Origin of the sequence: Heliorestis convoluta (genome assembly GCF_009649955.1) — a bacterium.
GTDB lineage: Bacteria > Bacillota > Desulfitobacteriia > Heliobacteriales > Heliobacteriaceae > Heliorestis > Heliorestis convoluta.
Genome location: NZ_CP045875.1, coordinates 440,038 through 464,401, shown reverse-complemented (window position 1 = coordinate 464,401; position 24,364 = coordinate 440,038). Strand labels below are relative to the sequence as shown.

22 protein-coding genes are annotated in these 24,364 nt (G+C 45.5%); 17 read left to right on the top strand and 5 right to left on the bottom strand.

What is annotated here, in order from left to right; all coding sequences use genetic code 11:
* Positions 1 to 149 precede the first annotated feature (149 nt).
* The 11 genes from FTV88_RS02065 to FTV88_RS02015 all read left to right on the top strand — a co-directional run bounded on the left by FTV88_RS02065 (position 150) and on the right by FTV88_RS02015 (position 10,094).
* Positions 150 to 1,817, top strand: a complete 1,668-nt coding sequence (locus tag FTV88_RS02065) for a hypothetical protein (RefSeq protein WP_153724171.1) — start codon at positions 150 to 152, stop codon at positions 1,815 to 1,817.
* A 48-nt stretch (positions 1,818 to 1,865) separates the two neighbouring features.
* Positions 1,866 to 2,267 carry a hypothetical protein gene (locus FTV88_RS02060; RefSeq protein ID WP_153724170.1) on the top strand — a complete coding sequence of 134 codons (402 nt, stop codon included), beginning with the start codon at positions 1,866 to 1,868 and terminating at the stop codon, positions 2,265 to 2,267.
* A 14-nt stretch (positions 2,268 to 2,281) separates the two neighbouring features.
* Positions 2,282 to 2,899, top strand: coding sequence for a hypothetical protein (locus FTV88_RS02055; RefSeq protein WP_153724169.1), 618 nt, complete (start codon positions 2,282 to 2,284; stop codon positions 2,897 to 2,899).
* A 51-nt stretch (positions 2,900 to 2,950) separates the two neighbouring features.
* Positions 2,951 to 3,448: a hypothetical protein gene (locus FTV88_RS02050; protein WP_153724168.1), complete on the top strand. Its 498-nt coding sequence runs from the start codon at positions 2,951 to 2,953 to the stop codon at positions 3,446 to 3,448.
* A gap of 672 nt (positions 3,449 to 4,120) precedes the next feature.
* Positions 4,121 to 4,423 carry a hypothetical protein gene (locus tag FTV88_RS02045; protein WP_153724167.1) on the top strand — a complete coding sequence of 101 codons (303 nt, stop codon included), beginning with the start codon at positions 4,121 to 4,123 and terminating at the stop codon, positions 4,421 to 4,423.
* A 135-nt stretch (positions 4,424 to 4,558) separates the two neighbouring features.
* Positions 4,559 to 5,563 carry a serine aminopeptidase domain-containing protein gene (locus tag FTV88_RS02040; RefSeq protein ID WP_153724166.1) on the top strand — a complete coding sequence of 335 codons (1,005 nt, stop codon included), beginning with the start codon at positions 4,559 to 4,561 and terminating at the stop codon, positions 5,561 to 5,563.
* A 130-nt stretch (positions 5,564 to 5,693) separates the two neighbouring features.
* The gene (locus tag FTV88_RS02035) at positions 5,694 to 6,242 is read left to right on the top strand and encodes an isochorismatase family protein (RefSeq protein ID WP_153724165.1); all 549 of its coding nucleotides are present in this window, start codon (positions 5,694 to 5,696) and stop codon (positions 6,240 to 6,242) included.
* 183 nt (positions 6,243 to 6,425) lie between these two features.
* Entirely contained in the window at positions 6,426 to 6,641 is a 216-nt protein-coding gene (locus tag FTV88_RS02030; RefSeq protein WP_153724164.1) for a FeoA family protein, read from the top strand.
* 66 nt (positions 6,642 to 6,707) lie between these two features.
* The gene (locus FTV88_RS02025; RefSeq protein ID WP_243137266.1) at positions 6,708 to 8,471 is read left to right on the top strand and encodes a ferrous iron transporter B; all 1,764 of its coding nucleotides are present in this window, start codon (positions 6,708 to 6,710) and stop codon (positions 8,469 to 8,471) included.
* A 95-nt stretch (positions 8,472 to 8,566) separates the two neighbouring features.
* The gene (locus FTV88_RS02020) at positions 8,567 to 9,211 is read left to right on the top strand and encodes a class I SAM-dependent methyltransferase (protein ID WP_153724163.1); all 645 of its coding nucleotides are present in this window, start codon (positions 8,567 to 8,569) and stop codon (positions 9,209 to 9,211) included.
* A complete protein-coding gene (locus tag FTV88_RS02015; RefSeq protein ID WP_243137433.1) occupies positions 9,147 to 10,094 on the top strand; it encodes a lysylphosphatidylglycerol synthase transmembrane domain-containing protein in 948 nt (315 codons plus the stop codon). The genes FTV88_RS02020 and FTV88_RS02015 overlap by 65 nt, the downstream gene beginning before the upstream one ends.
* A gap of 585 nt (positions 10,095 to 10,679) precedes the next feature.
* On the opposite strand, the gene FTV88_RS02010 is transcribed toward FTV88_RS02015, so the two are convergent.
* Positions 10,680 to 10,997 (bottom strand): YbjQ family protein, encoded by a 318-nt coding sequence (locus FTV88_RS02010; protein WP_153724161.1) that lies wholly within the window; start codon positions 10,995 to 10,997, stop codon positions 10,680 to 10,682.
* A gap of 219 nt (positions 10,998 to 11,216) precedes the next feature.
* On the opposite strand from FTV88_RS02010, the gene FTV88_RS02005 reads away from it, so the two are divergent.
* The 6 genes from FTV88_RS02005 to FTV88_RS01980 all read left to right on the top strand — a co-directional run bounded on the left by FTV88_RS02005 (position 11,217) and on the right by FTV88_RS01980 (position 19,302).
* Positions 11,217 to 11,921, top strand: a complete 705-nt coding sequence (locus FTV88_RS02005; protein ID WP_153724160.1) for an ABC transporter ATP-binding protein — start codon at positions 11,217 to 11,219, stop codon at positions 11,919 to 11,921.
* Complete coding sequence (locus FTV88_RS02000; protein ID WP_153724159.1) at positions 11,918 to 14,266, top strand: ABC transporter permease; 2,349 nt, start codon at positions 11,918 to 11,920, stop codon at positions 14,264 to 14,266. Before FTV88_RS02005 ends, FTV88_RS02000 begins: the two co-directional genes overlap by 4 nt.
* Positions 14,267 to 14,271: 5 nt before the next feature.
* On the top strand, positions 14,272 to 15,450 hold the full coding sequence (locus FTV88_RS01995) for an efflux RND transporter periplasmic adaptor subunit (RefSeq protein WP_153724158.1): 1,179 nt from the start codon (positions 14,272 to 14,274) through the stop codon (positions 15,448 to 15,450).
* A 109-nt stretch (positions 15,451 to 15,559) separates the two neighbouring features.
* Positions 15,560 to 17,155 carry a peptide chain release factor 3 gene (locus FTV88_RS01990; protein WP_153724157.1) on the top strand — a complete coding sequence of 532 codons (1,596 nt, stop codon included), beginning with the start codon at positions 15,560 to 15,562 and terminating at the stop codon, positions 17,153 to 17,155.
* A 13-nt stretch (positions 17,156 to 17,168) separates the two neighbouring features.
* Complete coding sequence (locus FTV88_RS01985) at positions 17,169 to 17,855, top strand: TVP38/TMEM64 family protein (protein ID WP_153724156.1); 687 nt, start codon at positions 17,169 to 17,171, stop codon at positions 17,853 to 17,855.
* A gap of 766 nt (positions 17,856 to 18,621) precedes the next feature.
* Positions 18,622 to 19,302, top strand: coding sequence for a phosphoribosylaminoimidazolesuccinocarboxamide synthase (locus FTV88_RS01980; protein ID WP_153724155.1), 681 nt, complete (start codon positions 18,622 to 18,624; stop codon positions 19,300 to 19,302).
* A 65-nt stretch (positions 19,303 to 19,367) separates the two neighbouring features.
* Here the strand turns inward: FTV88_RS01980 and FTV88_RS01975 are convergent, their stop codons facing one another.
* The 4 genes from FTV88_RS01975 to FTV88_RS01960 all read right to left on the bottom strand — a co-directional run bounded on the left by FTV88_RS01975 (position 19,368) and on the right by FTV88_RS01960 (position 24,152).
* Positions 19,368 to 19,928 carry a nitroreductase gene (locus tag FTV88_RS01975; RefSeq protein ID WP_153724154.1) on the bottom strand — a complete coding sequence of 187 codons (561 nt, stop codon included), beginning with the start codon at positions 19,926 to 19,928 and terminating at the stop codon, positions 19,368 to 19,370.
* A gap of 287 nt (positions 19,929 to 20,215) precedes the next feature.
* Positions 20,216 to 22,486: a TRAP transporter permease gene (locus tag FTV88_RS01970; RefSeq protein ID WP_153724153.1), complete on the bottom strand. Its 2,271-nt coding sequence runs from the start codon at positions 22,484 to 22,486 to the stop codon at positions 20,216 to 20,218.
* Between the two features lie 26 nt (positions 22,487 to 22,512).
* Complete coding sequence (locus FTV88_RS01965) at positions 22,513 to 23,085, bottom strand: DUF1850 domain-containing protein (protein ID WP_153724152.1); 573 nt, start codon at positions 23,083 to 23,085, stop codon at positions 22,513 to 22,515.
* Between the two features lie 68 nt (positions 23,086 to 23,153).
* Entirely contained in the window at positions 23,154 to 24,152 is a 999-nt protein-coding gene (locus FTV88_RS01960) for a TAXI family TRAP transporter solute-binding subunit (protein WP_153724151.1), read from the bottom strand.
* Between the last annotated feature and the right edge of the window lie 212 nt (positions 24,153 to 24,364).

Below are 24,364 nucleotides of genomic sequence, written 5' to 3'. Positions count from 1 at the left end.
TATTTTAAGCAGTATATCAGCTCTTTTTTGTAAAAGCACCCCTTTTTCCATCAAGCAAAACCCAAACCATAAACAACTTTTTTCACAAAAAAGCGCTTTTCCTATGGTAAGATAAAAAGAGAAAATAATACAATCTAGTAGGTGATGCTATGTCTATAGAAAAAAAGAAGTCCCAACAACTTCACCAACACAATCAAAAAAACACCCCAAGCAGCCCCAAAAAACAAAAATCCCAACCTACCGCCAACGCCTCTAACGTCTCTAAGGCCCCTAACCCCCCCAACCACCTCACTGACACCCTCATCGGCGCCACCACAACAGAAAATGTACAACGCTTCGGCCACGCCGCCGCCGAATACATAAAAGGCTATCAAGGCAACGTCACTGAAACCGGCGAAATCCTTCAAAAAGGGCTCAAACAAGTCTCCCAATCCAAAGTCCACCCCGACTATCAATACCAAAACCTAAAACAACAAGCCGGCTTTTCCGCAGAAATTCACTACGTCAACCAAAAAAACGCCGAAAGCATCATCAACCAACAAGACCAGCGTTTCAGCCGCTCCAACGACGTCGGCCTCGGCAACCACAGCCTCTACGATATTCTCGCCGTAGATCAAGAAGGCAACCCCATACTCCAACAGAATGAACCCCTCTGGAGCGCCCAAATGAAATTCATCGGTCGATACGAAAGCCAAGAAGAGATCGAAAAAAGTGCCCAAGGCCTCGTCAAAAAACTAACCAGTAAAAAATGGGATAAATACCGAGGCAACAAAGTCCTTGTCCCTTCAGAGCAATACGAACTCGCCCAGAAAGCAGCACAAGCAGAAGCCCAAAACCTACAAAGACAAGCCCAGCACCTTCGCCAACAAGGCCATCTAGAAAAAGCCCAACACCTAGAAAAAGAAGCCCAAAAATACCAACAAGTGGCCGAAGACATTACCGACAGCGGCATTTCCTCCCAAGAAGCGATGTTCCTACGAGAACACCCCAAACTAGCCACTTTCAAATATGTAGCAAAAACAGCCCACCAATCAGGCCTCGAACAAGCAAAAGCCGGTGCCGTTATCTCCTCGGCCATCTCCACCTCCCGCAACGTCGTCTGCGTCCTAAGAGGAGAAAAAGAGATCAAGCACGCACTCAAAGACGTAGCCATCGACACAGCCGCCGGCAGCGGAACAGCCTATATCATCGGTGCTAGTGACACAGCCATACGCGGCCTCATGGCCTCCAGCGGCAGAAGTGTCTTCGTCAACCTATCACGAACAAACCTACCCGCCATGATCGCCACCGCCACCGTGCAAGTCGGCAAATCCCTCTACCGCTACGCCAACGGCGAAATCAACGCCCTCCAACTGGCCGAAGAACTAGGCGAAAAAGGAACCGGCATGATGGCCGCCAGCTGGGGCGCCGCCATCGGCACCGTTATTCTACCTGGTATCGGCACAACCGTCGGTGCCATGGTCGGCTACATGACCAGCTCTATGCTCTACAGCGCCTCCCTGCAAATCCTACAAGAAGAAAAACTATCAGCCCAGCGCCGCCAAAAAATCCACGCCATCGCCACAGCCGCCATCGAATCAATGACCCAACAAGGGCAAGAACTCAACAAACAGATTAACCAATTCTACCAAAACCGCCAAGCCCTCTTCCAAGAATCCTTCACCATCATCGACGAAGCCATCGAAAGCGCCAACCTCGACCAATTCACCCTAGGTCTGAACAAAATTGCCCTAGAAATGGGACAAACCCTACAATTCAAAAACTTCAACGACTTTGACAACTTCATGCAAGACAAAAGCAAAGCCCTAGACTTTTAAGCACTGTCCCATTGCTTTCCTACTATAAGAATGAAAGAAGGGATCCCCATGCCATTTCCCCTAATCCCCGTCATCTTAGGAGGTATTGCCGCCGTAGCCGCCGCCAAAGGCATCAAAGACGGCATCGACGCCAAAAAGAACATGAACGAAGCCCAAAACATCAACGAACGAGCCCAGAACATAGCCCAAGAAGCAGAAGCCTTCATCGAACTAGCCAAAGAAAAAACACGCGGCGCCATCGAAGAACTAGGACAAGAAAAAATCCGCTTACTCACCACCTCCATCGACGACTTCGTAACAACCTACTCCCAAATCAAAAACATAAACCCCAAAAACAGCGCCGGCATCGACGAACTCAGAAACTTCGATCCCTCCAGTGAAAGTTTCAAACAATTACAAGAAGCAACCTATCAAGCCAAAGAAATCGCTATCAACGGCCTCGCTCCGTAGGCTCCGGCGCCCTATTGGCCTTTGGAACCTACAGCGTCGTCAAAACAGGCCTAGGCGGTCTTATCGTAACAGCCACCACCAAAACAGCCCTAGGCACCCTATCGGGAGCCGCCGCCACCAAAGCCACACTAGCCTGGCTCGGTGGAGGCGCCTTAAGTGCCGGCGGCCTGGGCATGGCAGGCGGCATGGCCGTCCTTGGCGGACTCGTCGTAGGACCAGCCCTCGCAGTCGGCGGCGCCATCCTTTCCAGCCAATCCAAAAAAGCCCTCAACGACGCCTACAGCAACCAGGACAAAGCCAAAGCCTTCAAAGCCCAAGCCCGCAACATTGCCATCGCCCTAAAAAGCATCTACACCCGGGCCAACCAAATCACCCAACTCCTCCAAAAACTAGACCGCTACCTCATCCCTCACGTAGCCAAAATGAAAGAAACAGTCGCAACAAAAGGCCAAGACTGGAACAACTACAGCCAAAAAGAACAAGAAAACATCTACCAATGCGTCCAACTGGCCCTACTCATCAAATCAATCTTAGACACATCCTTACTTAGAGAAAACGGAGAACTTGACGAAGCAACAAACCAAGTCTTAGAACAAGGCAATCAATACATAAAAATGCTGAACGCGCAATAAATCAAAGCCGCCCACCATCAACACAACATAAGCCAAAAGGAGCAAAAAACTGTGCAAAGAACATCGCAAGAACGAAAAGAAAAACTCAGCCAACGATTCATGGAAACATGCCGCCAAGGCATCATCCTACGAGCTGGCATGGCCCACACAGCCTACGATCGCCAACTTCCAAGCACCGTAGCCTCCAACGGACGGGAAAAAATCTGCAAAGGACAAGTCTCCAGCTCCGACATCATCGGACTCTTAGACACATCCCTCTCTAACAAAGGAAAAGCCGGCTTCGCCTTCACAGACAAAGCCCTATACTGCAGCGCCCTAGAAAACAGAGACTCCACCTTCATGATCCTGTACGAAGACATCGACTTCATTGAATACGACGACAGCGACGATGACGACATCACCATCCACATCTACAGCAAATATAACAGCAGACCCTACCAGATCAACCACCCTTGGTTCAGCAAGAAAAAAATCATGTCCTTTTTAGAAGCAGCAAAAGAACTCTACGAAGAGAGCAACGAAGACACACTAGACTGGGACAAGCTGTAAAAGGCAACCAAAGTAAAAGGCAACCAAAGGGACGTTTTGTTTGCCACCTAAAACACTGAGGGAAAGGTTCTGCTGTGTCATTTCATACGAACCCCCCATGCCCGTCCGGGCACAACCACTGATGAAAATAACTTTTCCTGATTATGTTGGGGTTACTTCATAGAGGGGCCTGGTCATCACGCTTTCCTCCGCTCTGGACTGGTCCCACGCTGTTACCGCCAGCAAGCTGGCGACAGCTGAGGTCCCAAGTCCCGCTGCGGAAAGCGTGATGCCCAGTCCTAGAGAGTTTTTGCTGATTGTTACTCCCGTTGGCATTGCTTTGCGTAACTATTTGCTTGCTATGTATACGCAACTGGCTATTGTATTTGCAATAGGCCAAAACGCAGTCACAACCAGCAAGATGTATCTGGGTCAGGCGTTATGACTTCCTGGAGAGAGGACTTCAGACCTCAGCCATCGGCAGCTTGCTGCCGCTTATGGCGTGGGATGAGTCCGTTCGGAAGGAATTCATAACGCCTGACCCTACCACAAAGTAGCTATTTTCGTACTATATAGTCAAGACTTTAATTCAGCGTCCGCAAGCCGTCCTCCCAGTGTCACTAAAATAATGCCCCCAGCCAAGCAGGGAATAGCTTACTTTTGACGAATAAATCAAGGCTGGAGGTGTAAAAGTTGAAACAATGGGCGCCCAAAATCTTAAAAACAATAGGATTTATACTTCTTCTATGGGGCTTTTTTGCCGGCTTCCAAGTCCTTGGTTCTTTAGATGAAGTGAAGGAAGAGCTTGGAATTACAGAAGAAGTGCTCATGGAAGCAGAGATGCGTGGTGAAGAAATCTTACTTGATGATGAGCCTTTACGGGAACTGGCTATGATGATGTGGTTTTATGTCATCATGGGCGTTATGGCTTTTATCTTTTTTTACGGTGGTGCCGTGTTGCTGCAGAAAACATTTGACTCCGATAGTTCTTCTTGATAGCAACTAGAAAGAGGAAAGGCTTTGCGAGCCTAAAGTCGTTCATAATGAGGCTCTTTCCTTTGGTGGGGAATTGAAAAATATAAGCCTTACGAAAAGACCTTTTTTCTTCAAGGAAAGAAGGTCTTTGTTTTTTTGGAGAAAATTAGCCATCAAGACGCAAGTATAGGTCTTGATGCTTCTCTGAAAACTAGGACTATGAAAAAAGCGTCTATCTTTCTAATTTTTTTACTTCCTCTGGTGCTGTTGCTCTATTGGGAAGGCTTTCCCTATTACGATAGAGACTTGCCCGTTCAAGAGGAATTTGAAAGCATGGACCCTCAACAGATGAAGGGACAAGAGAATCTTTACATTGTCTTTCTAAATGGTCTGGGTTGCTATTCTGATGGCAGTCGTTTTAACAATATGGGTTTTCATGAGATTCGAAAAGCATTAACCAGGGTAGGATATCGTTACTATGACGATCGTCTTCTTCAATATAGTTATTTAGGAGGGCAAATTCGTCAAGATCAGTGGTATCCTCGCAAGTATAACCCTAGAGACACAGGGCAACCCATTCAAGTAAGCGTTCAATCTCTAGAATGGATGATCAGTGAGTTTTCTCGTGTTCACCCTGAAGCGCAGTTTTTACTGGTAGGTCATAGCCTCGGTGGAAGAATTGCTCTTGATTTTGTAAGTAAGACAAGTCAAGAGAATCGGGAGCGGATAGAAGGTGTCATTACCTTAAACTCCCCACTGCTTGGCTCGAATGTACCTCTTCCTGCCTTCGTAATGCGAATTCTAGAGTTCGGTGGTCATATTTTTTCTGCGCCTGTCGTTAAACAGTTGCTCTGGGAGTTTCGAGACTCTCCAGAATTTGTAGAAGCAAAGAGAGAGATGATTGAAGCATTGCAAGCAGAAGGTCTTCGAGTGGCTACTTTTTCTACGAAAAGCGATGTTGTTGTCCCTACATTTACAGCTTGCCTTTTTAATGATCAAGGTGAACCATTGACAGAAGGCTATGTGATCCCAGGCGGTCGTTTTTTTCATCGCGACTTATCAGGTCATATGTTTATACTGAAGCATCAAGAAATCCAACAGTATATCCTTTCTTTTTTTATAGAACCAGAAAACATTGCTGCGAATCAATCGCCCTTGTAAAAGGTCTTTCTTTTTTTTACTTTTTCACTGTCTTAAGCAGGAATTTACAATTCCTTGAAGAAAAAAGATCAACGTCCATTATAAGTTCATAATTATTGGGACGGTGAAAAGGTAAGATTGGGGTGACTGTATGCCTTATGAACGCCTAAGTCGGGAGAAAGCGTTGCTACTGGTGATTGATGTGCAAGCAAGATTGTTGCCAGCCATCGATAAAAAAGAGGGGATTCTGCGTAACATTGCTATCCTGTCGAAAACGGCAAATCGATTGTCCATACCAGCTCTAATTACAGAACAGTACCCCAAAGGGCTTGGGGAAACAGTAGAAGCCGTAAAAGAGGAACTTCCCACAGCAAAAGTTCTAGAGAAAATTACTTTTAGCGCTTGTAACGATGAACTGCTTTTAGAATTAAGGAACAGGGAACGACAAGAGATCATTGTCGTTGGAACAGAATGTCATGTTTGTGTGTTCCAAACAGTCCGCGATCTTTTGTCAAAAGGCTATCGAGTCATTATTCCCAGTGACGCTGTTGGCTCTCGTCAATCACTTAACTATCAGAACGGGCTGGCCATGATGAAAGAATTAGGTGCAGAAATCTGGAACAGCGAGTCCGTCTTTTTCGATCTTTTAGAAAGAGCTGCCACGGAAGAATTTCGTGCTTTAGCGCCCATTGTGAAGTAAAATATAATAAAGAAAGAAGCCACAATGCCTATGCAATTGTGGCTTCTTTCTTTTATCCTTTTTTTGTCCATTATTGAAAAAAAGATCTTTACAGGCGCGAAAAAAGGCAATAAAATGAAAATGAGTATCATAGGTATTGAATAATGAATTTCAACATCATTTATTAGGAAAGGGGATGAAGATATGCCCTTGTACGATAGAGAACAAAAAAGCCTATGTCAGATTGAAAGTCTTCCTCAAGTCAGCTTGTTGAAGTCCTTAGGATTGCGCCAGGGAGCTGTTGTATCGGTGCTTTCCAAGCAGCCTCTCGGCGGGCCCATCGTTATCAAAATTGGCAATCGACACATCGCCATTGCAAAAGATTTAGCCGATCAGATCGAAGTACGAGAGATGAACTAGTTCCGGTTTTCTCGCGCTACGCTGTTTCTACGCTACGAAGCTTTATCTACCAAAGAGGTGATGTCCGTGGATTGCCATTCACAAGATGAATCAGTTGTTCCAGTAAGATCCGATGAAATCAGAGTCCTCTTAATGGGGAATCCCAACGTAGGCAAAAGCGTTATTTTTTCTAAACTAACGAACAAAGAGGTGCTATCGGCCAATTATACAGGTACGACCGTTGGTTTTACCAGTGGAAAGACAGAGCACCGAGGTCAAAGTATTTCTATTATTGATGTGCCTGGTACCTACTCCCTAGAAACAACATCACCAGCAGAAGAAGTAGCCATTGAGATGTTGGGTGAAGGAGCGCACGTTGTTCTCTGTGTATTAGACGGTACGAACTTAGAACGCAACTTGAATTTGGCTTTACAATTACAGCAGTGTTCCATTCCTATCGTCTTTGCCGTTAACTTCATGGATGTGGCAGAACGTCAGGGTATTACCATTGATACGGAAGCTCTATCTCGCGAACTAGGTGCGCCTGTTTTGCCGATGATAGCCATTCGAAATATTGGCTTGAAAGAAGTTCTAGACCAGATTCTTAAAGTCGCCAGTAGAGAGTTAAAGTCATGTCAGCCAGGGGTAATTCCCCAAGAAGAGCGATGGAAAGAAATTGGTCGTATCGCTGAAAAAGTACAGCGTGTCGATCATCGTCATCCTACTTTTCAAGAGCGTTTGGGAGATTGGATGCTTTTACCCATGCCCGGTTTGCCCATCGCTTTTCTTGTTCTATTAATAGCCCTTGGTCTTGTCGTCGGTGGCGGTAAAGCCTTGCGCGCTGTTTTTTTCTTACCTGTAACCCACGATATTATCGTGCCTGCTATCAAGGCCTTTGTCTCTCTTTTTGTAACGGAAGGCCTTGTCTTTAATCTGTTAGTCGGTGAATATGGTGTTCTCGTTAAGATGGTCGAATGGCCTTTTGCTCTTATTTTGCCTTATATCTTTTTGTTTTACATAGTGTTGGCTTTTCTTGAAGACAGTGGTTACATGCCTCGGTTAGGCGTGCTTTTAGATCGAACGTTACGTAGTATGGGTTTACAAGGTGGCAACATTGTTCCTTTGTTTATGGGTTATGGTTGCGCAGCCCCGGCTATTTTGGGAACGAGAGCGGCGACGACATATAAAGAGCGAATCATCGTTGCAACCCTTGTGTCATTGGCCATCCCTTGCGCTTCTCAGACCGGTGCTTTTGTCGCTTTGTTAGGGGAGCGGTCGATTACAGTATTGCTTATGATGTTTGCCATCTCTCTGTTCACGTTGATTGTAGCCGGTAACATTATGGGACGATTGATCCCAGGGAAAATCGATCCGATGCTACTGGAGATACCGAACCTGTTATTGCCTGATGGCAAAGCTGTTACGCGGAAGATCTGGTTGCGTACGAAGAACTTCATGGTAGACGCACAAGTGCCTCTGTTTTTTGGGATTGCTTTGGCCGCTTTGATGGTTGAGACAGGCGCCTTAGAGTCTTTTGGTGAATTTATTAAGCCCCTTGTCAGTGGTTGGCTAGGGTTACCGCAAGAAGCGAGCCTTGCTCTGGTTCTGGGTATCATTCGCCGGGAACTGGGTGTATTGCCTCTTTTGGAGATGGACTTAACCACCTTACAGTTGCTGGTAGGCTCTGTTGTAGCTTTATTTTATGTACCTTGCCTTGCGGTGTTTGCCGTGCTTTTTAAGGAGTTTGGCATAAAAGTAGCGATTTTTATTGCTGGATTGACCATTTTCAGTGCCTTTTTCTTTGCAGGTATTGTGAATCAGATAGGAACACAGATTGTTAACCTGTTTTAAGTGCGAATGCTAATAGGTAATACATAAAACTTTGTGAATGGGAATCCAGTGGGATTCTCATTCACCCTATCAGAAGGGAGGCGTCACAAACCCTGATGAAAATGAGAATTATTAGCATGCTCACACCCTTACTAGAAAAGATAGCGCTATACTCACCAGGTCTATTTCGTCTTCAGAAGCGATACTATGAAGAGATTGTAGGTCGAGAAATTGTTCTAGGAAGCATTACAGAGAAAGACACAGTTCTCTGTATTGGCGGAGGACCTTTGCCTTGTACAGCACTGGAAATTGCAAAGCGAACCGGTGCAATAGTCCATGTCATTGATAGCGATCTAGGAGCCGTCTATAGTGCTAGAAAGTTTGTGCATAAATTGAACTTGTCGAATCAAGTCAAGATTTTTTGCGCCCAGGGCCAAACGATTGATACTTCTTCATACAGTGTCGTTCATGTGGCTTTGCAAGCCAAGCCCCATGATTTGATTCTAAAAAATATATGGCGTAAAGCAAAAGAGGGGACTCGTGTTCTGTTACGCTGTCCTGATATTAGCAGCTTTAAATCTTTGTTCGAGCAAGAAAAAAATCCTTATTGCTCAGCCTGTACATTGATAGAACAAAAAAGCGCCACTTTAAAAGGAACAGTCCTTTTACAAAAAGGGAGAGAGAACCTTGAAAAAAATGTGGCTGTATATCGTGGCTCTGGCTATTCTCGTGAGCCTGTTTTGGTGGGTACCTATCGCTGATTTATGGGCAACAATAATAGCTCTAGAGCGCTCTTTGCTATATCTGGCTATCTTTTTACAGATTGTAACCATGGCGATGATTGCACTACAATGGTATCTATTAGCAAGAAGAATGGGCGAAAAGGTATCTTATCGAGATATGGTCCACTTGAACCTGGTAGGTTCTTTTGTCGAATCGGTAACACCAGCCATGAAAGCAGGCGGAGAAGGAGCAAAAGTTTGGCTATTATGCACACGAATGCAATGTAGTGCCTCTAGAGCCATTGCTTTGCTTACAATACAAAAAGTAATTAGTGTCATTCCTTTTTTACTGCTTAGTGCAGCATCTCTAGGCTGGCTGCTGGCAAACGAAAAAATAAGCGGTCCCCAAGGAACCCTCTTTGTGGGAAGTTTTCTTTTTCTTTTTACGGTTGTCTTTGTTTTGATGGCTCTATTGCTTGCTTCTCAGAAGATAATTCCCTTGCTCTACAAAGTGCCGCTCTCCGATCGCTGGGAAGAAAAAATCAGTAACGGTGTGGAGCAATTTCGTCAAGCTTCGCAAAACGTTAAAGGGCCCCCTATAACCTGGATCGGGCACAGCATTCTTTCTATACTGATATGGGTACTATTTGCTGTCAAAGCCTATATCGTCGTCCTGTCCATGGAAGTGCCAATCTCTTTTCTTGTCATTGCTGTCGTCACTTTTCTATCTTATATGGTAGCCATGGTTCCTTTGACACCCGGTGGCCTTGGTACCTTCGAAGGTGCTATGATGCTTTTGTTAAGTCGCTTTTCATATACCTTTGGAAGCAAGTTTAGCTTTGGCTTTGGCCATTCGCTTTGTCACCTTTTGGCTTGTCTTTTTACCTTAGCGCCTTTTACTTGGCCTATGACTATAAATTGATCTCTTGGGCACAAGTCTTTTCGCAAGCCAATTCCTTATTAACCCCTCCATGCCCCCGGTTGGGCACAACCACTTGATGAAAATCAACTTTTCCTGATTACGTTGGGGTTACTTCGGAGAGGGGCCAGGTCATCACGCTTTCCTCCGCTCTGGACTGGTCCCACGCTGTTACCGCCAGCAAGCTGGCGACAGCTGAGGTCCCAAGTCCCGCTGCGGAAAGCGTGATGCCCAGGCCCAGAGGGCTTTTTACTGATTGTTACTTTCCGTTGACATTGCATTGTGCAACTTTCTGCGATGTATACGCAATTGCCTATTGTATTTGCATTTGCAATAGGCCAAAAGTCAGTCACAACTAGCAAGATGTATCTGGGTCAGGCGTTATGACTTCCTGGAGAGAGGACTTCAGACCTCAGCCATCGGCAGCTTGCTGCCGCTCATGGCGTGGGATGAGTCCGTTCGGAAGGAAGTCATAACGCCTGACCCCACCACAAGGTAACTATTTTCGTGTTAGAAAAGTAAAGAAAAAGAATAAAGCAAAGCACTCTTCCCACTGACATAGGAGGAGTGCTTTTTTGACGTACTTGCTTACTTGCCGAGCTTTACAGCGGTACCGAAGACAAGTACTTCAGCGGCGCCTTGCATAATGGAAGAAGTAGAAAAACGTACGTTAACAACAGCATCAGCGCCAAGTTTTTCCGCTTCCTCAATCATAGCATCCATAGCCAGGCTTCGCGCTTCTTGTAGCATTTTTCCATACTCTTTCATTTCGCCGCCTACAAGTTGACGCAACCCTGAGACAATATCGCTACCAATATGCCGGGCTCGAATGCTGTTACCTTTAACCAGCCCTAGTGATTCTACAATTTCGCGACCCGCAATGGTCTCTGTATTGGTAATCAACATAATCGCCTTACCTCCTTTTACCTATCGGGATCGTTGAGAAACTTTTTGTAATTATATTCTTTCTATTTCAATCTAAACGAATCCTTTTTTAATGGTAATGAAAAAGTGTTGAAAAAAACTTGCACAACATTGATAATTATTGTAAGCATAAAAGTACCATGTTGTAATCTATAAGATTATGCAACGACATTTCTTTTGTTCGGAAAGTAGGTGATTCCAATGGCTCCTATCTTTCGTGCTACGCAACTAAGCAGACTCTATCAAATGGGGGAAGTTACTGTTCCGGCGCTTGTAGATGCAACTTTTGATATTCCATCGGGTGAACTGGTGGTTATTCTCGGGCCTTCTGGTTCGGGAAAAAGTACGCTCTTGAACGTACTCGGAGGCCTCGATCAAGCTACTTCAGGCCATTGTTATTATAGAGGAAAAGATCTTGCTTTATTTTCGGAAAAAGAGTTGACGCTTTATCGAAGAGATTCTGTCGGATTTATCTTTCAGTTTTACAATCTTTTGCCAGCCTTGACGGTGTGGGAAAATGTTGAGATGGGTGCTTCTCTGGTGAAAGAGCCACTGCCCATTGATGAAGTCTTAGAGAGAGTTGGCTTGGCGGAACGAGCCCATCACTTTCCAGCGCAATTGTCCGGTGGAGAGCAACAGCGTGTGGCTATTGCTCGAGCGGCTGCAAAAAATCCTGATGTATTACTTTGTGATGAGCCTACAGGTGCTCTGGATTTGGTCATAGGTCGTAAAGTGCTTGATTTTCTGCAAAAGATCAACCAAGAACAGGGAAAAACAGTCTTTATTATTACTCACAACGGTGCCATTGCGAAAATGGCCCACCGCGTTCTTGTGATGGGCAGTGGACGTATCGTAGAAAACAGGGTCAACGCACAGCCTTGTGCGGCCGAGGAGGTGACCTGGTGATTCTCTGGCGCAAGCTCTGGCGTGAAATACAAAGCCGTAAAGGAACCTTGTTCTCAGCTGCTCTTGTCATGGCTGTTGGTGTTATGGTTTTTATTGCCTTTTTCTCGACCAGTCGCAACCTCTACGAAGCCAAAGAATCCTATTACGAAGACTTGGCCTTTGCTCATCTTTTTACACAAGTACGGCAAATTCCAGAAACCGATCTGGACTACTTGCGATCTTTGCCGGGACTTGCAGCGATGGAAGGAAGAATTGTTCGAGATGTATCATTACAAGAAGGTAAAACCTTACGGCTTATCTCGATACCAGAAGATCGCCGAGGTACGGTAAATCGAATTCGCCCGGTAGGAGATAGCAATCATGATCGAGCAGGAACCGGTCTTGTGCTCGATCCGGCTTTTGCAGAAGCAAACCAGTTGCAAATGGGTGACTTTATCGAACTGATTGTAGAGGGCCGGTTGATATCGATGGAGGTGACAGGTCTAGCCATTAGTGCCGAATATGTCATTACCTTGCGAGATGGCACAGAAATGGCGCCTGATCCGGAGACTTTTGGCATAGCCTATCTTTCTCATGAGCAGTCCCAAGAGCTTTTTAATATGGCGGGCCTTTTTAATGAAATCATTTTTCGCAGTGATAGCGATGCTTCCCTAGAAGTACTAAAAGAACGGTTAAAAGAAGAACTTAAACCTTACGGACTTCTTACCATCTATGATCGAGACAAACAAATTAGCCATGCCATTTTGATGCAAGAAATTGAAAGTTTAGAATTGATGGCTACGTCAGTGGCTGTTGTATTTTTACTTCTATCTGGTTTTATGTTGTACAACTTGTTGCGCCGATTGGTCAAAAGCCAGAGAAAGCAGATTGGCACCTTATTGGCTTTTGGCTATCAGAGTCGACAGATACTTTTGCATTACATGACCTGGGCTTTCGGCGTAGCCTTCGTTGGATGGCTTTTTGGTCTTCTTTTTGGTTCGATCGTAGCTATGTTTTTAACAGAATACTTAATTACCTATTTTCGCTTGCCTGATGTTTATATCGGTTTTGACTGGACGCGAGCTTTTGTAGCTTTTATGTTAGCCGCTTTTGGTGGCCTGTTAGCAGGATATCAAGGGGCGAAGTCTTTGTTGCGCCTCGAACCTGCAGAAGCGATGCGAGCAGAAGCGCCTCAAAGTGGGCAAGCTTGGCCTTTGCACAAGTTGCCTTTTTGGTCAGTCTTGCCTTTTACCGGCAAGCTTGTGCTACGGAATTTACTGCGCAACCCTGGTCGCTCTTTATTGACTTTTACCGGTTTTCTTTTTGCTTTTGTCTTACTTGTGACAGCACAAGTCTTAGAAGAGTCTGCCAACTACATGATGGAAGAGTACTACTTGGAAAGCCAGCCCTATGATTATCAGATCTTTTTGAATCAACCCATGCCGGCTTACGATGTGATTCGAGAAATAGAAGCTTGGTCGGAAGTTAGAGCCGGTGAAGCCCAGCTTAACATTCCCTTGCGTTTACAAAGCAATCATGGGACAGAAGAGACTTCCTTACTAGGCCTCGAAGAAGAGGGACGACTCTATCGCCTCATTGATAAAGAAGGCAGAGAGCAAACCTTGCCAACAACAGGGTTGACTTTGTCAGAGCGCTTGGCGAACCAGCTTCATGTAACTGTTGGTGATAGTCTAACCGTTGAATTTTTATTGACTGAGCCATGGGAAGAGATCTGGGTTGTAAGCAAAATTGTGCCTCAATATATTGGTTATAATGCTTTTTTACCACGGCAAAGAGCAAGTACGCTCTTGGGGGAGCGCGATGTGGCTACCTCCATCTTACTTCAAGCTGAGCCTCTTTTGCTTTCGTCCTTAGAGGAGAAGTTAGAAGAAGCAAAAGGCATCAGCGTCTACCACAGCCAAATCCGCATGCGTGACAATGTAGCGGAATTACTAGAAACGATGATCTATACCTCCATGGTAATTCTGATTTTCTCGATGATAGCTGGTGTTACAAGTCTTTATGCTGTGACATCACTCAATCTTGAAGAACGAAGAAATGAACTGGCTACCTTAAAAGTTCTTGGTTTTTCGAAAAGGCAGATGGTTACCATGGTGGCAGGAGAAAATGGCCTCTTAGTTATGGGTGCCATCGCCCTGGGTATTCCTCTTAGCACAGCGCTAGTCGGCGCTCTCCTGCGTTCTGTTGCCACAGATTTTTATGAAGTACCCCTCTATTACTCGGCAGAAATTTTTCTGTGGTCAACGGTGGCTGCAATGATTTTTGCTCTAGTGGCTCATGGGCTGCTCTATCGGAAACTGGTAGACTTTAATATGGTTGAAGTATTTAAGGATCGGGAGGGATAGTCATTGTGAAGTGGAAAAAATGGCTCTACGGGCTGGTTCCTTTGTTGATATTGCTTCTTCTGTTCTTTAATTGGCAGACAAGGACAGGTGAAGAGTACGCTTTTGCTAAAGTTCGCTATGATAGCATAGAATTGAATTGGAAAGAAAAAGGTTATCTGGTGGCACAAGAGGATACGGTCCTGTATGGGCCGGTAACGACCAAAGTATTGGAAGTCTACAAGAAAAGCGGAGACAAAGTCCAAGCCGGAGAACTTTTGCTGCGCTTAGACGGTAGACCTTTGCAAGAGCGATTGGCACAGATAGAAGCACAAATAGAAGGAATTCAGCAAGAAATGAATCGAGAAGGGGCTTACTGGCAAGTGACCATTGAACAAGAAGAAATCGGACAGCGCCAGCTTCGCCTGACAGAAATTGAAGCGGATCGAGAGCGGATTTATCAACTTGTTGAAGCAGGGGCTAAGGCACCTGTGGAACTGGAAAAAATAGAGCAGGAATGGGAAATGGAACAAAGCCGCCTTACGCAGGCCCAAGCGCGGCTCACGCAAGCGGAAGTATTGCGAGATCAAGGCGATTGGAGCCGCCGCCTTCGTGCTTTAGAAGAAGAAAAACAAGGTTTGTATCGCGATCTATCTACCCTAGAGGTAAGAGCACCTTTTGCAGGCACTATCTTAGGAATGGAAGTGCATCCAGGAAAAATGATTGATCCTTCTCGCCCTTTGCTACAACTTATCGGGCAAGGCCTTTTTGAAGTAGAAGTGCCTGTCTTTCACGAAGAAATCAATAAAGTTCAAAAAGGACAGGAAGTTCTGCTGAGTCATCGTGGGACAGACCTTGCTATTTCAGGCATTGTAAAAAACATCGGGACAAGAGCTGAAGCAAAGCTTTCTCCCCTTGGGCTGGAACAACGACGGGTACCAGTCTATATTGAGTTACAAGAAAAGCCTGAGAGTTGGCTAGAAGGGTTTCCTATCGATGTTACTTTTTCTTGGATCAGTGAAGAAAGCTTGTTAATACCACGTACCTCTCTTCTATCGACTGTGGAAGGGACTTATGTGTACGCTCTACAAGATGGGGTGATAGAGAGAAGAGAGATTCGCTTGGGCGTCCTTGGCGAAGAAGTCGTACAAGTCTTAGAAGGTTTAGAAGAAAACGAAGAAATCCTCTTGTTTCCAAGTACCATCTAACAACATCAAGATATAGCAACGGAAAAAGCAGTTCTATCTCTTTTTCTCATTCTGAATAAGATGTATACTAATAAGATATGATTTTTGATTTTAGCCTGGAGGAAATAGAATGACAACTGCTTCAACGCTCTCCACAGAAGTGAATCGTCGTCGTACTTTCGCTATCATCTCTCACCCAGACGCAGGTAAAACAACACTTACAGAAAAGCTACTGCTTTACGGCGGCGCCATTCGCCTAGCTGGTTCAGTAAAAGCTAGAAAATCTCAAAAGCATGCCCTCTCAGACTGGATGGAGATTGAAAAGCAGAGGGGTATCTCTGTAACCTCCAGTGTGCTTCAATTTGACTACGATGGCTATCGTGTCAATATTCTTGACACGCCAGGTCACCAGGATTTTAGTGAAGATACCTACCGGACATTAATGGCTACAGACAGCGCTGTTATGGTCATTGATGTGGCCAAAGGCGTGGAAGATCAGACGAAAAAGCTTTTTCGGGTCTGTAAGCAACGAGGGATTCCTATTTTTACTTTTGTCAACAAGCTCGATCGCTTCGGGAAAAATCCCTTTGAATTGATGGAAGAGATCGAAAATGTCTTAGGCATTCGTGCCTACCCCATGAACTGGCCCGTTGGGATTGAAGGCAACTATCTCGGTGTCTATAACCGTAAGTTGGCGCAAATCGAACTTTTTGATACAGAGGGCGCTCATGGTCAGAAAGTGATTCCTTCTACTGTCGGTTCTGTTGATGATCCTGCTTTTGCAGAATTGCTTGGTGAAGAAGTCTACCAGGCTTTACAAGAAGATATTGAATTGCTTGATCTAGCCGGTGATGAATTTGATGAAGAAAAAGTAGCGGCTGGTGAACTGACACCGATGTTTTTTGGCAGCGCTATCAGCAACTTTGGCGTTCGTCCTTTTCTCGAAGAATTTTTACAGTTGGCACCACCGCCACTGGCCCGAAAAGGTGTAGACAGCGCCGTGGCCCCCGATGATGAACGCTTTTCTGCTTTTGTCTTTAAGATTCAAGCGAATATGAATCCGACCCATCGTGATCGCATCGCCTTTATGCGGATCTGTTCCGGAAAATTTTCTAAAGGCATGGCTGTAAAACACATCACGACAGGAAAAACGATCAAGCTTTCTCAGCCTACGCAATTTATGGCCCAAGAACGAACGATTATTGAAGAAGCTTATCCTGGAGATATTGTAGGGCTTTTTGATCCCGGTGTTTTTGGCATTGGGGACAGCCTCTGTGGCGATGGACTGTCTTTTCAGTTCGAAGACTTTCCTGTTTTTCCACCGGAGTTATTTGCACGAGTACAAGCAAAAGACACGATGAAGCGAAAGCAATTTAACAAAGGCATGACCCAGTTAACACAAGAAGGGGCTGTGCAGGTCTTTCGTCAACCAGAAATGGCCATTGAGTCTTATATAGTTGGCGCTGTTGGGTTATTGCAGTTTGAAGTTTTGGAATATCGCTTGAAAAATGAGTATGGTGTTGATATTGAGCTGAATCATCTTGGCTATAGTGTGGCGCGCTGGATCAATGACGAAGCCTTAAAGACAAATATTAAGGGTATTGATAGTGCCATGCTAGTTCGAGATATTAAAGATCGACCTGTTATCCTTTTCCGCAATGAATGGTCTTACAATTGGGCAAAAGAACAGAACCCAAGCGTCAATTTTATGATTGTGCCTAAATAAAGGAGGCCCTTCAATGCCACTTAGAAAGCTTTTCGTGCTTGCTGTGTTGCTCTTGGCTTTCTTAGTTCTCTGGCAAACAGAGTGGGGTAGAAGTTTTTTACTTCATACGTTTACGACGGATATACAGGCACTTTCTGCCTATCTGCAGTCTTTAGGCTGGAAAGCTTGGGCGATCGCACTGTTTCTCGCTACAGTACAGAACTTTATCAGTGTCGTTCCGAGTTTGTTTCTTATCGGTGCTTTTGTTCATGTCTTTGGCTGGACCACAGGCTTGCTGTTGGCCTGGATAGGCGAACTGGTAGGAGCGGCGCTCGCTTTTTCCTTCTTTCGCTACTATGGCCGATCTTTCGTTGTCCTTTGGCTCAGCAAGCATAAGCAGCTAAACCGCTTTGACCAATGGATCAGTAAGAACGCCTTCATGAGTATTTTACTCTTACGGCTCGCTCCTTTTGTACCTTCTGGTGTCATCAACATGGCCGCAGCTTTTAGCGGAGCTTCCTTTTGGGCATTTATGGCAGCGACAGCCCTTGGAAAAATACCAATGGTTCTCTTCGACGGCCTTATGGGTCACGATATATATAGTATTACAGAAAATGGAGCCCGTCTCATTGTCGTTACGCTAGCCATGATTCTATTTGCCTTTCTTGTTCATCACTATCGAAAAAAAATGCATCGCTCTTCTGCTACAAGCGGTCCCTGAAAAGGGACTGCTTTTTTCTATTGACATCTGTCTTAATTGCAAGGAGATATGTAATAAAAGTCGAAGATATGTAAAGAAACGATATAGGATTTGAAGGCCTGACCCCACCACAAGGTAGCTATATTCGTGTTAACCCCCCATGCCCGGTTGGGCACAACCATTTGATGAAAATCAGCTTTTCCTGATTACGTTGGGGTTACTTTGTGCAGGGGCCTGGTCATCACGCTTTCCTCCGCTCTGGACTGGTCCCACGCTGTTACCGCCAGCAAGCTGGCGACAGCTGAGGTCCCAAGTCCCGCTGCGGAAAGCGTGATGCCCAGTCCTAGAGAGTTTTTGCTGATTGTTACTCCCGTTGGCATTGCTTTGCGTAACTATTTGCTTGCTATGTATACGCAACTGGCTATTGTATTTGCAATAGGCCAAAACGCAGTCACAACCAGCAAGATGTATCTGGGTCAGGCGTTATGACTTCCTGGAGAGAGGACTTCAGACCTCAGCCATCGGCAGCTATGCTGCCGCTCATGGCGTGGGATGAGTCCGTTCGGAAGGAATTCATAACGCCTGACCCCACCACAAAGTAACAATGGACTATTTTCGTACTAGCAAGTCGTACCCCTCTAGGGCACAGCTGCCAAACGAAACATCCCCATGCCACTGGCCACCAACGCTCCACTAAAAATACAGTTGGGATATTAGAAAAAATAGTGCATAATGAAAGTGCATAGATCAAACGAAACAACCTCAAAGGAAAGGAACGAAACAACCCATGAACCTAGTCTACACCGGAAAAACAAAAGACGTCTACGAACTCGAAGACGGCAACTACCTGCTCACCTTCAAAGACGACGTAACCGGCGAAAACGGAGTCTTTGACCCTGGTGCCAACACCGTTGGACTCACCATCGAAGGCGCCGGTCGAGCGGGACTTCGTCTAACCAAATTCTTTTTTGAAGTACTTAAAGAAAAAGGCATCCCCACTCATTACATCGATGCCAACATAGAAGAAGCCACCATGACCGTAAAGCCAGCCACCGTCTTCGGTCAAGGCCTCGAAGTCATCTGCCGCTATCGCGCCGTCGGCAGCTTCTTGCGCCGCTACGGTCGCTACGCAGAAGAAGGCCAACCCCTCGATGCTTTCGTAGAAGTAACCCTTAAAGACGATGCCCGCCAAGATCCCCCCATTAACGAAGACGGTCTGGCCATGCTCGGCATCCTCTCCCACGAAGAATACAAAGTCCTCAAAAACCTAACCCAACAAATCGCCAACGTGGTCAAAGAAGAACTGGCCAAAAAAGACATCGACCTCTACGACATCAAATTCGAATTTGGCAGAGTAGAAGACGGCCAAATCGTCCTCATCGACGAAATCTCCGGCGGCAACATGCGCGCCTATAAAAATGGCGAATACATCGAACCACTAGAACTCGAAAAACAAATGATGGCCTAAGCCAGTCTAAGCCATAGACAAAAAGAAGGACCTCGCGCCCTCAATCGCGCAAGGTCCTTCTTTTTTTACCGCAAAATCGTCACAGCCCCCTCCTTACGAGGCTTCGGCAAAGGCAACTCTTGGGCACTATAACCAAAAGCGCCAGAACCAAAAATCCGATACCCCTCCGGCACCTGCAACTTTTTCATCATAGCCGGCCCTTCTGCCAGATCATGAAAAGACTGTAACGCATGAATCCAACAAGAACCAATTCCTAATGAAGCAGCCGCCAAAAACATAGTACCCAAAGCCAGCGCACAATCAAACTGGGGCGTCAAAGAAGTAGCATCGCCAGAAACAACAATCAACGTAGGCGCATGATAAAAAGCACTAAAATTCTCCGCCTTCACTCGCTCCTGCAAAGCCGGATTGTCCCACTGCATATAAACAGCCTTACAAAGCGTATTAATATCCGCCAAAAGTTCCCGATTCTGCACCACCGTAAAATGCCAAGGCTGATGGTTCATGCCACTCGGCGCATACTGACCAGCAGAAACAATACTATCTAAAGCCTGATTCTCAATCTGCTCCGGCTTAAAAGTTCGAACACTCCGTCTATTAAAAATCGTCTTCAGCGTATCATTCATCAACCCATCATCCTTCCTTATCAGATCGCTCCAAGGCAGCCCGAACAGACATAACAGGACGCTGACTCATAAGCCATCCTCCTCTCAAGTGCACACCTACCCTTAGCTTTTACAGCCACCAAAAAAGTATGTAATAACACAGGGAGGGGGGCAGGAAAGGGTCCTTTTTTTGTCATTTTCTAAGGCACCAGAACCGCTCCCGAGTGTTACTAAATCGTCACCGAGTGTCACTAAATCGTCATCCAGTCCCACTAAATCCTTACTCAGTCCCATTGAACCTGTGTCACTTACACCCCTACAGGCGGCACATCTGTTCCTTGATCTTTCTTACCTTTACGGCCGCTCATCTTCTGATGAACATAAATCGCCAAGAAAATAGCCACGCCCAAAATATCCGTCACCAAGTGCGCATACACAAGGCTCAAACCAGCCAACGTCAACAGCAAACGCTCACTCCAATGCAAAGGCTTCTCAATATAACCCACCAGAGCCGTAGCAATGCAAAACATTCCCAGCGTTGCCGTTGTCACCGAAAAAGCGACCAAATACAGAGGCGCCTCGCCCAACAACAACTGCGGCGAAAGTACAAACATATAAGGAATCAAAAAAGCACCAATCGCAATTTTCACCGCTTGAATACTCGTCTTAAAAGGATTGCTATTGGCCAGCCCCGATCCGGCATAAGCAGCCAGAGCCACCGGCGGCGTAATATCGGCTACAATTCCAAAGTAGAAAACAAAAAGATGGGCTGCTACCAGCGGTACATTGTCAAAAGCCAAAAGGGCAGGCGCCGCCATCGTCGCCGTAATCACATAATTGGCAGTCGTGGGCAAACCCATGCCCAGAACAATACTTGCAATCATCGTGAAAAAGAGCGTCAACAAAAGCTGATTCATGGCCAGCTCAAGAATGCCACCGGCAATGCGCAAGCCTAAGCCCGTCAGCGTAATCACACCCACAATAATACCTGCCGCCGCACAAGCAATAATCACAGGCAAAGCAGTGCGAGCCGATGTAACAAGAATATCCCAAAGCATGGAAAAAGAAAAAGGATGATCCAACTGATCGCGCTTCCCTAAAATCCAAGCCAAAATCAACGCAAGTACACTCATCGCCAGCGCCGTATAAATTCCATAAAGAGCCGCTTTCATCGCCGACTGGCCCATCGAAAGAATTACAATAATCGCTACAATCGGCAACAACAAATAGCCTTTGCGCAACAAAAGATCTTTCAGATTGGGCAACTCACTGCGCGGCACGCCCATAATCCCCAGCCGCTTTGACTCATAATGCACATAAATAAACTGACCCATAAAAAAAAGCAAAGCCGGAATCAAAGCAGCCTTAATAATTTCACTATACGCCAACCCCGTAAACTCAATCATCAAAAAAGCAGCCGAACCCATAATGGGAGGCATAATCTGTCCCCCCGTAGAAGAGGCCGATTCAACACCAGCTGCAAACTCCGGCTTATAACCGGAGCGCTTCATCATAGGAATTGTAAAAGCGCCATTGCTCACCGTATTGGCCACGGAACTACCTGTAATCGTCCCTGAAAAAAGGCTCGTTAAAACACCCACCTTGGCCGTTCCACCTGTCATCCAACCCGTCAAAGAAAGCGCCAAGTTCGTAAAAAACTTCTCCAACCCCGTCTTCTGCAAAATCACGCCAAACATAATAAAAAGATAAATAAAAGTAGCAGAAATCGAAATCGGAATCCCCAAAATACCTTCCAAACTCAAAAAAGAATGAGAAATAATCCGCTCCACACTAAAGCCGCGATGAGAAAAGTAGCCGGGAATATAAGCACCTAAGTGGGCATACAAAAGCAACAATGCAGCGACCACCACAATAGGCATTCCAACAACACGCCGCGCCGCTTCTAGAACAAGCAACACAGCAGCACCGGCCACCATAAAATCAAGATCGTTATAAATGCCCACACGAGCAATAATCCCTTGATACTCAAAAAAATGATAAAGGCCTACACCAAGACCTAGAATTGCCAAGATTACATCGGGAAAAGGAATTCCCTGATAACGACGCCCATACAACTTAGCCACTTGAAAAAGAACAAGCAACGCCGCCATTACGAGCACCGTCGTCGGACGAACCAATTCATTCCAATAAGCATAACCTGTACAGAGAAGAAGGATCCCAAAAAGTACCCAACTGCTTACAGGTACCGTTTTCATCCTAGCTATAAAGCCATCCCAAAAGGTATGGGAAGATTCCTCCGCCAAACCTTCATTTTTCTTATTGGCCGGAAAAAGCAAAAAAACAAGACCCAATGCAATGGCCAAATGAAATCCTCGCTGCTGATTGCTCGGCAAAGTGCCAAAAATAGCCGTATATAGATGAAAAAGACTCAAAATACTGGCGCCACCGCCAATAACCCACTTCCAATAAAAAGGAATGTTTTTTCGAAAAGCACTGCCGCTATCATACTTCTCCAAAATCTCTTCAGCTTTTTTGGTTTCTTCTATCTTATCTGCACTATCTACGGTGCTTGCATGATCCACAGGACTCCGATTCTTTCCCCGTTCATCTACTGCCATTGCTACACCCCTCTCTACAACCAATATTAATATGAAGGAAAAGGGTGAAAATAGAACTCCACATAGGATCCACCCGGTGCCAGATCAAGGAGCCGTAGGGTCTGACCATCTTCAAAAAGCAGACGATGATCCGCAATTACTTGACCAATGCGCAAGGGCACTCGCTCAAAACAACGATTCGGATAAATCACCTTATAATGGTCATCTTCCACTAGAAAAATCGTTCTCTCCGTCGCAGTCACCTCAGGCCCCACAGGCAAATTCGCACCAAAGTCATCAAAACGCATCTCTAGCAAGCAAATTCGCCCATCGACTCGGACCCCATAATCCTCCTCTACAGGTCGCTTCGTAACTGAATGAATATAATGTAACGTAACCAGAGAATCAAAAGGCAAAAAACGCTCAAAAATAACTTCCCCAGACCGAAAAAGTCGGACCTGAAAAAGCCCTTCCTCTAAAAAAGAGGGCTCTGTAGAAGCCAACTTTTCAGAAGAATTCATAACAGCCACAAAAAAAGCAACAAGCAAAGCCAAAAAAGGTATCAAAAAAAGGACTCGAAAAAGAACTTTTTTCATAATCATAGCTATAACCTTTAGCAAATAATAAGCCTCATTTTGAATGCAATGAGCACCCAAAAAGGGTGCTCACTACCAAAAAAGACTATGAATTAATCTAGCAAACCTACATCTTTGTAGAACCTCTCAGCACCTGGATGAAGAGGCACAGGCTCAATACCTAAAAGAGCTGTTTCCAACAAAATCTGATCGCCTCGAGCATGAGCGAGCGCAGTTTCCGAGGCTTTTTCATACATTACTTTGGTCATTTCATAGACGAGATCATCAGGCAAGTCTTTGGTCGTATAAAGAACAGCCCACTGCGAAATGGTCTTGCTAACGCCATCTTGTCCTTTGTAAGTACCACCGGGAATCTCATAGGGGGAGAAAGTAGGATCATCAGCAAGAATCTTCTCTAGGCCTTCACCATCAATATTTACAATGGTAACATCCGTTGCTGTCGTGATTTCTTCAACGTTAGAAGCAGGTACAGCCAAGACGGCAAAAGCAGCATCTAACATGCCATCTTTCAGCTTTCGAGCTGCATCGGTAAAGTTATCTTGAAACAATGTAATATCTTGATCGGGATCAATGTCATAGGCAGCTAAAATCGTACGAGCCGCTGAAGCAGTACCACTACCGGGAGGACCAATAGAAACGCGCTTGCCTTTTAAGTCAGCCACATCAACGAAGCCTCTATCAGCAGGTGCAATGATTTGCATAACTTCAGGGTAGATAACACCAACGGCTACAAAATCAATGGGGGCACCTTCAAAGTCACCCGTACCTGCAATCGCTTGCGCAGCAGGTCCATTCATGGCCATGGCTAACTCTGTTTCTCCACTTGCTAAAAGGCGCAAGTTCTCAACAGATGCACCTGTAGACTGCACTGTTACATTCAAGCCTTCGATATGTTTTTTCCAAGTCTCTGCCATAGCACCACCGAGAGGATAGTAAGTACCCCCCGTACCTCCTGTGGCCATCAGCAATTGATACTCTTGGGAAGATTCACCGGGAGCTTGTCCTTGTGGGTCCCCCTGGGCACCACATCCAGCCAAAACAAGTGCCAACGCTGGCAGGAGGACTAGGGACTTATAGATCTTCTTTAACATACCCAATCTCCTTTCCGCTGTGTTACTGTGAGATAGTTCTACTATTCTTTAGGTAACCGCTAAAATCCTGCAATAAATTTACTTTCCTTGGACAAAATTCACAGGAAAAAAGAAAAACGACCTGGTACCTCTGAAGAGCAACTACAGGAGCTACATCGGCTACCCACTTCTTCTATGTCGCAAAAAACTTTTTTAGCCACAAGTTGTTAATA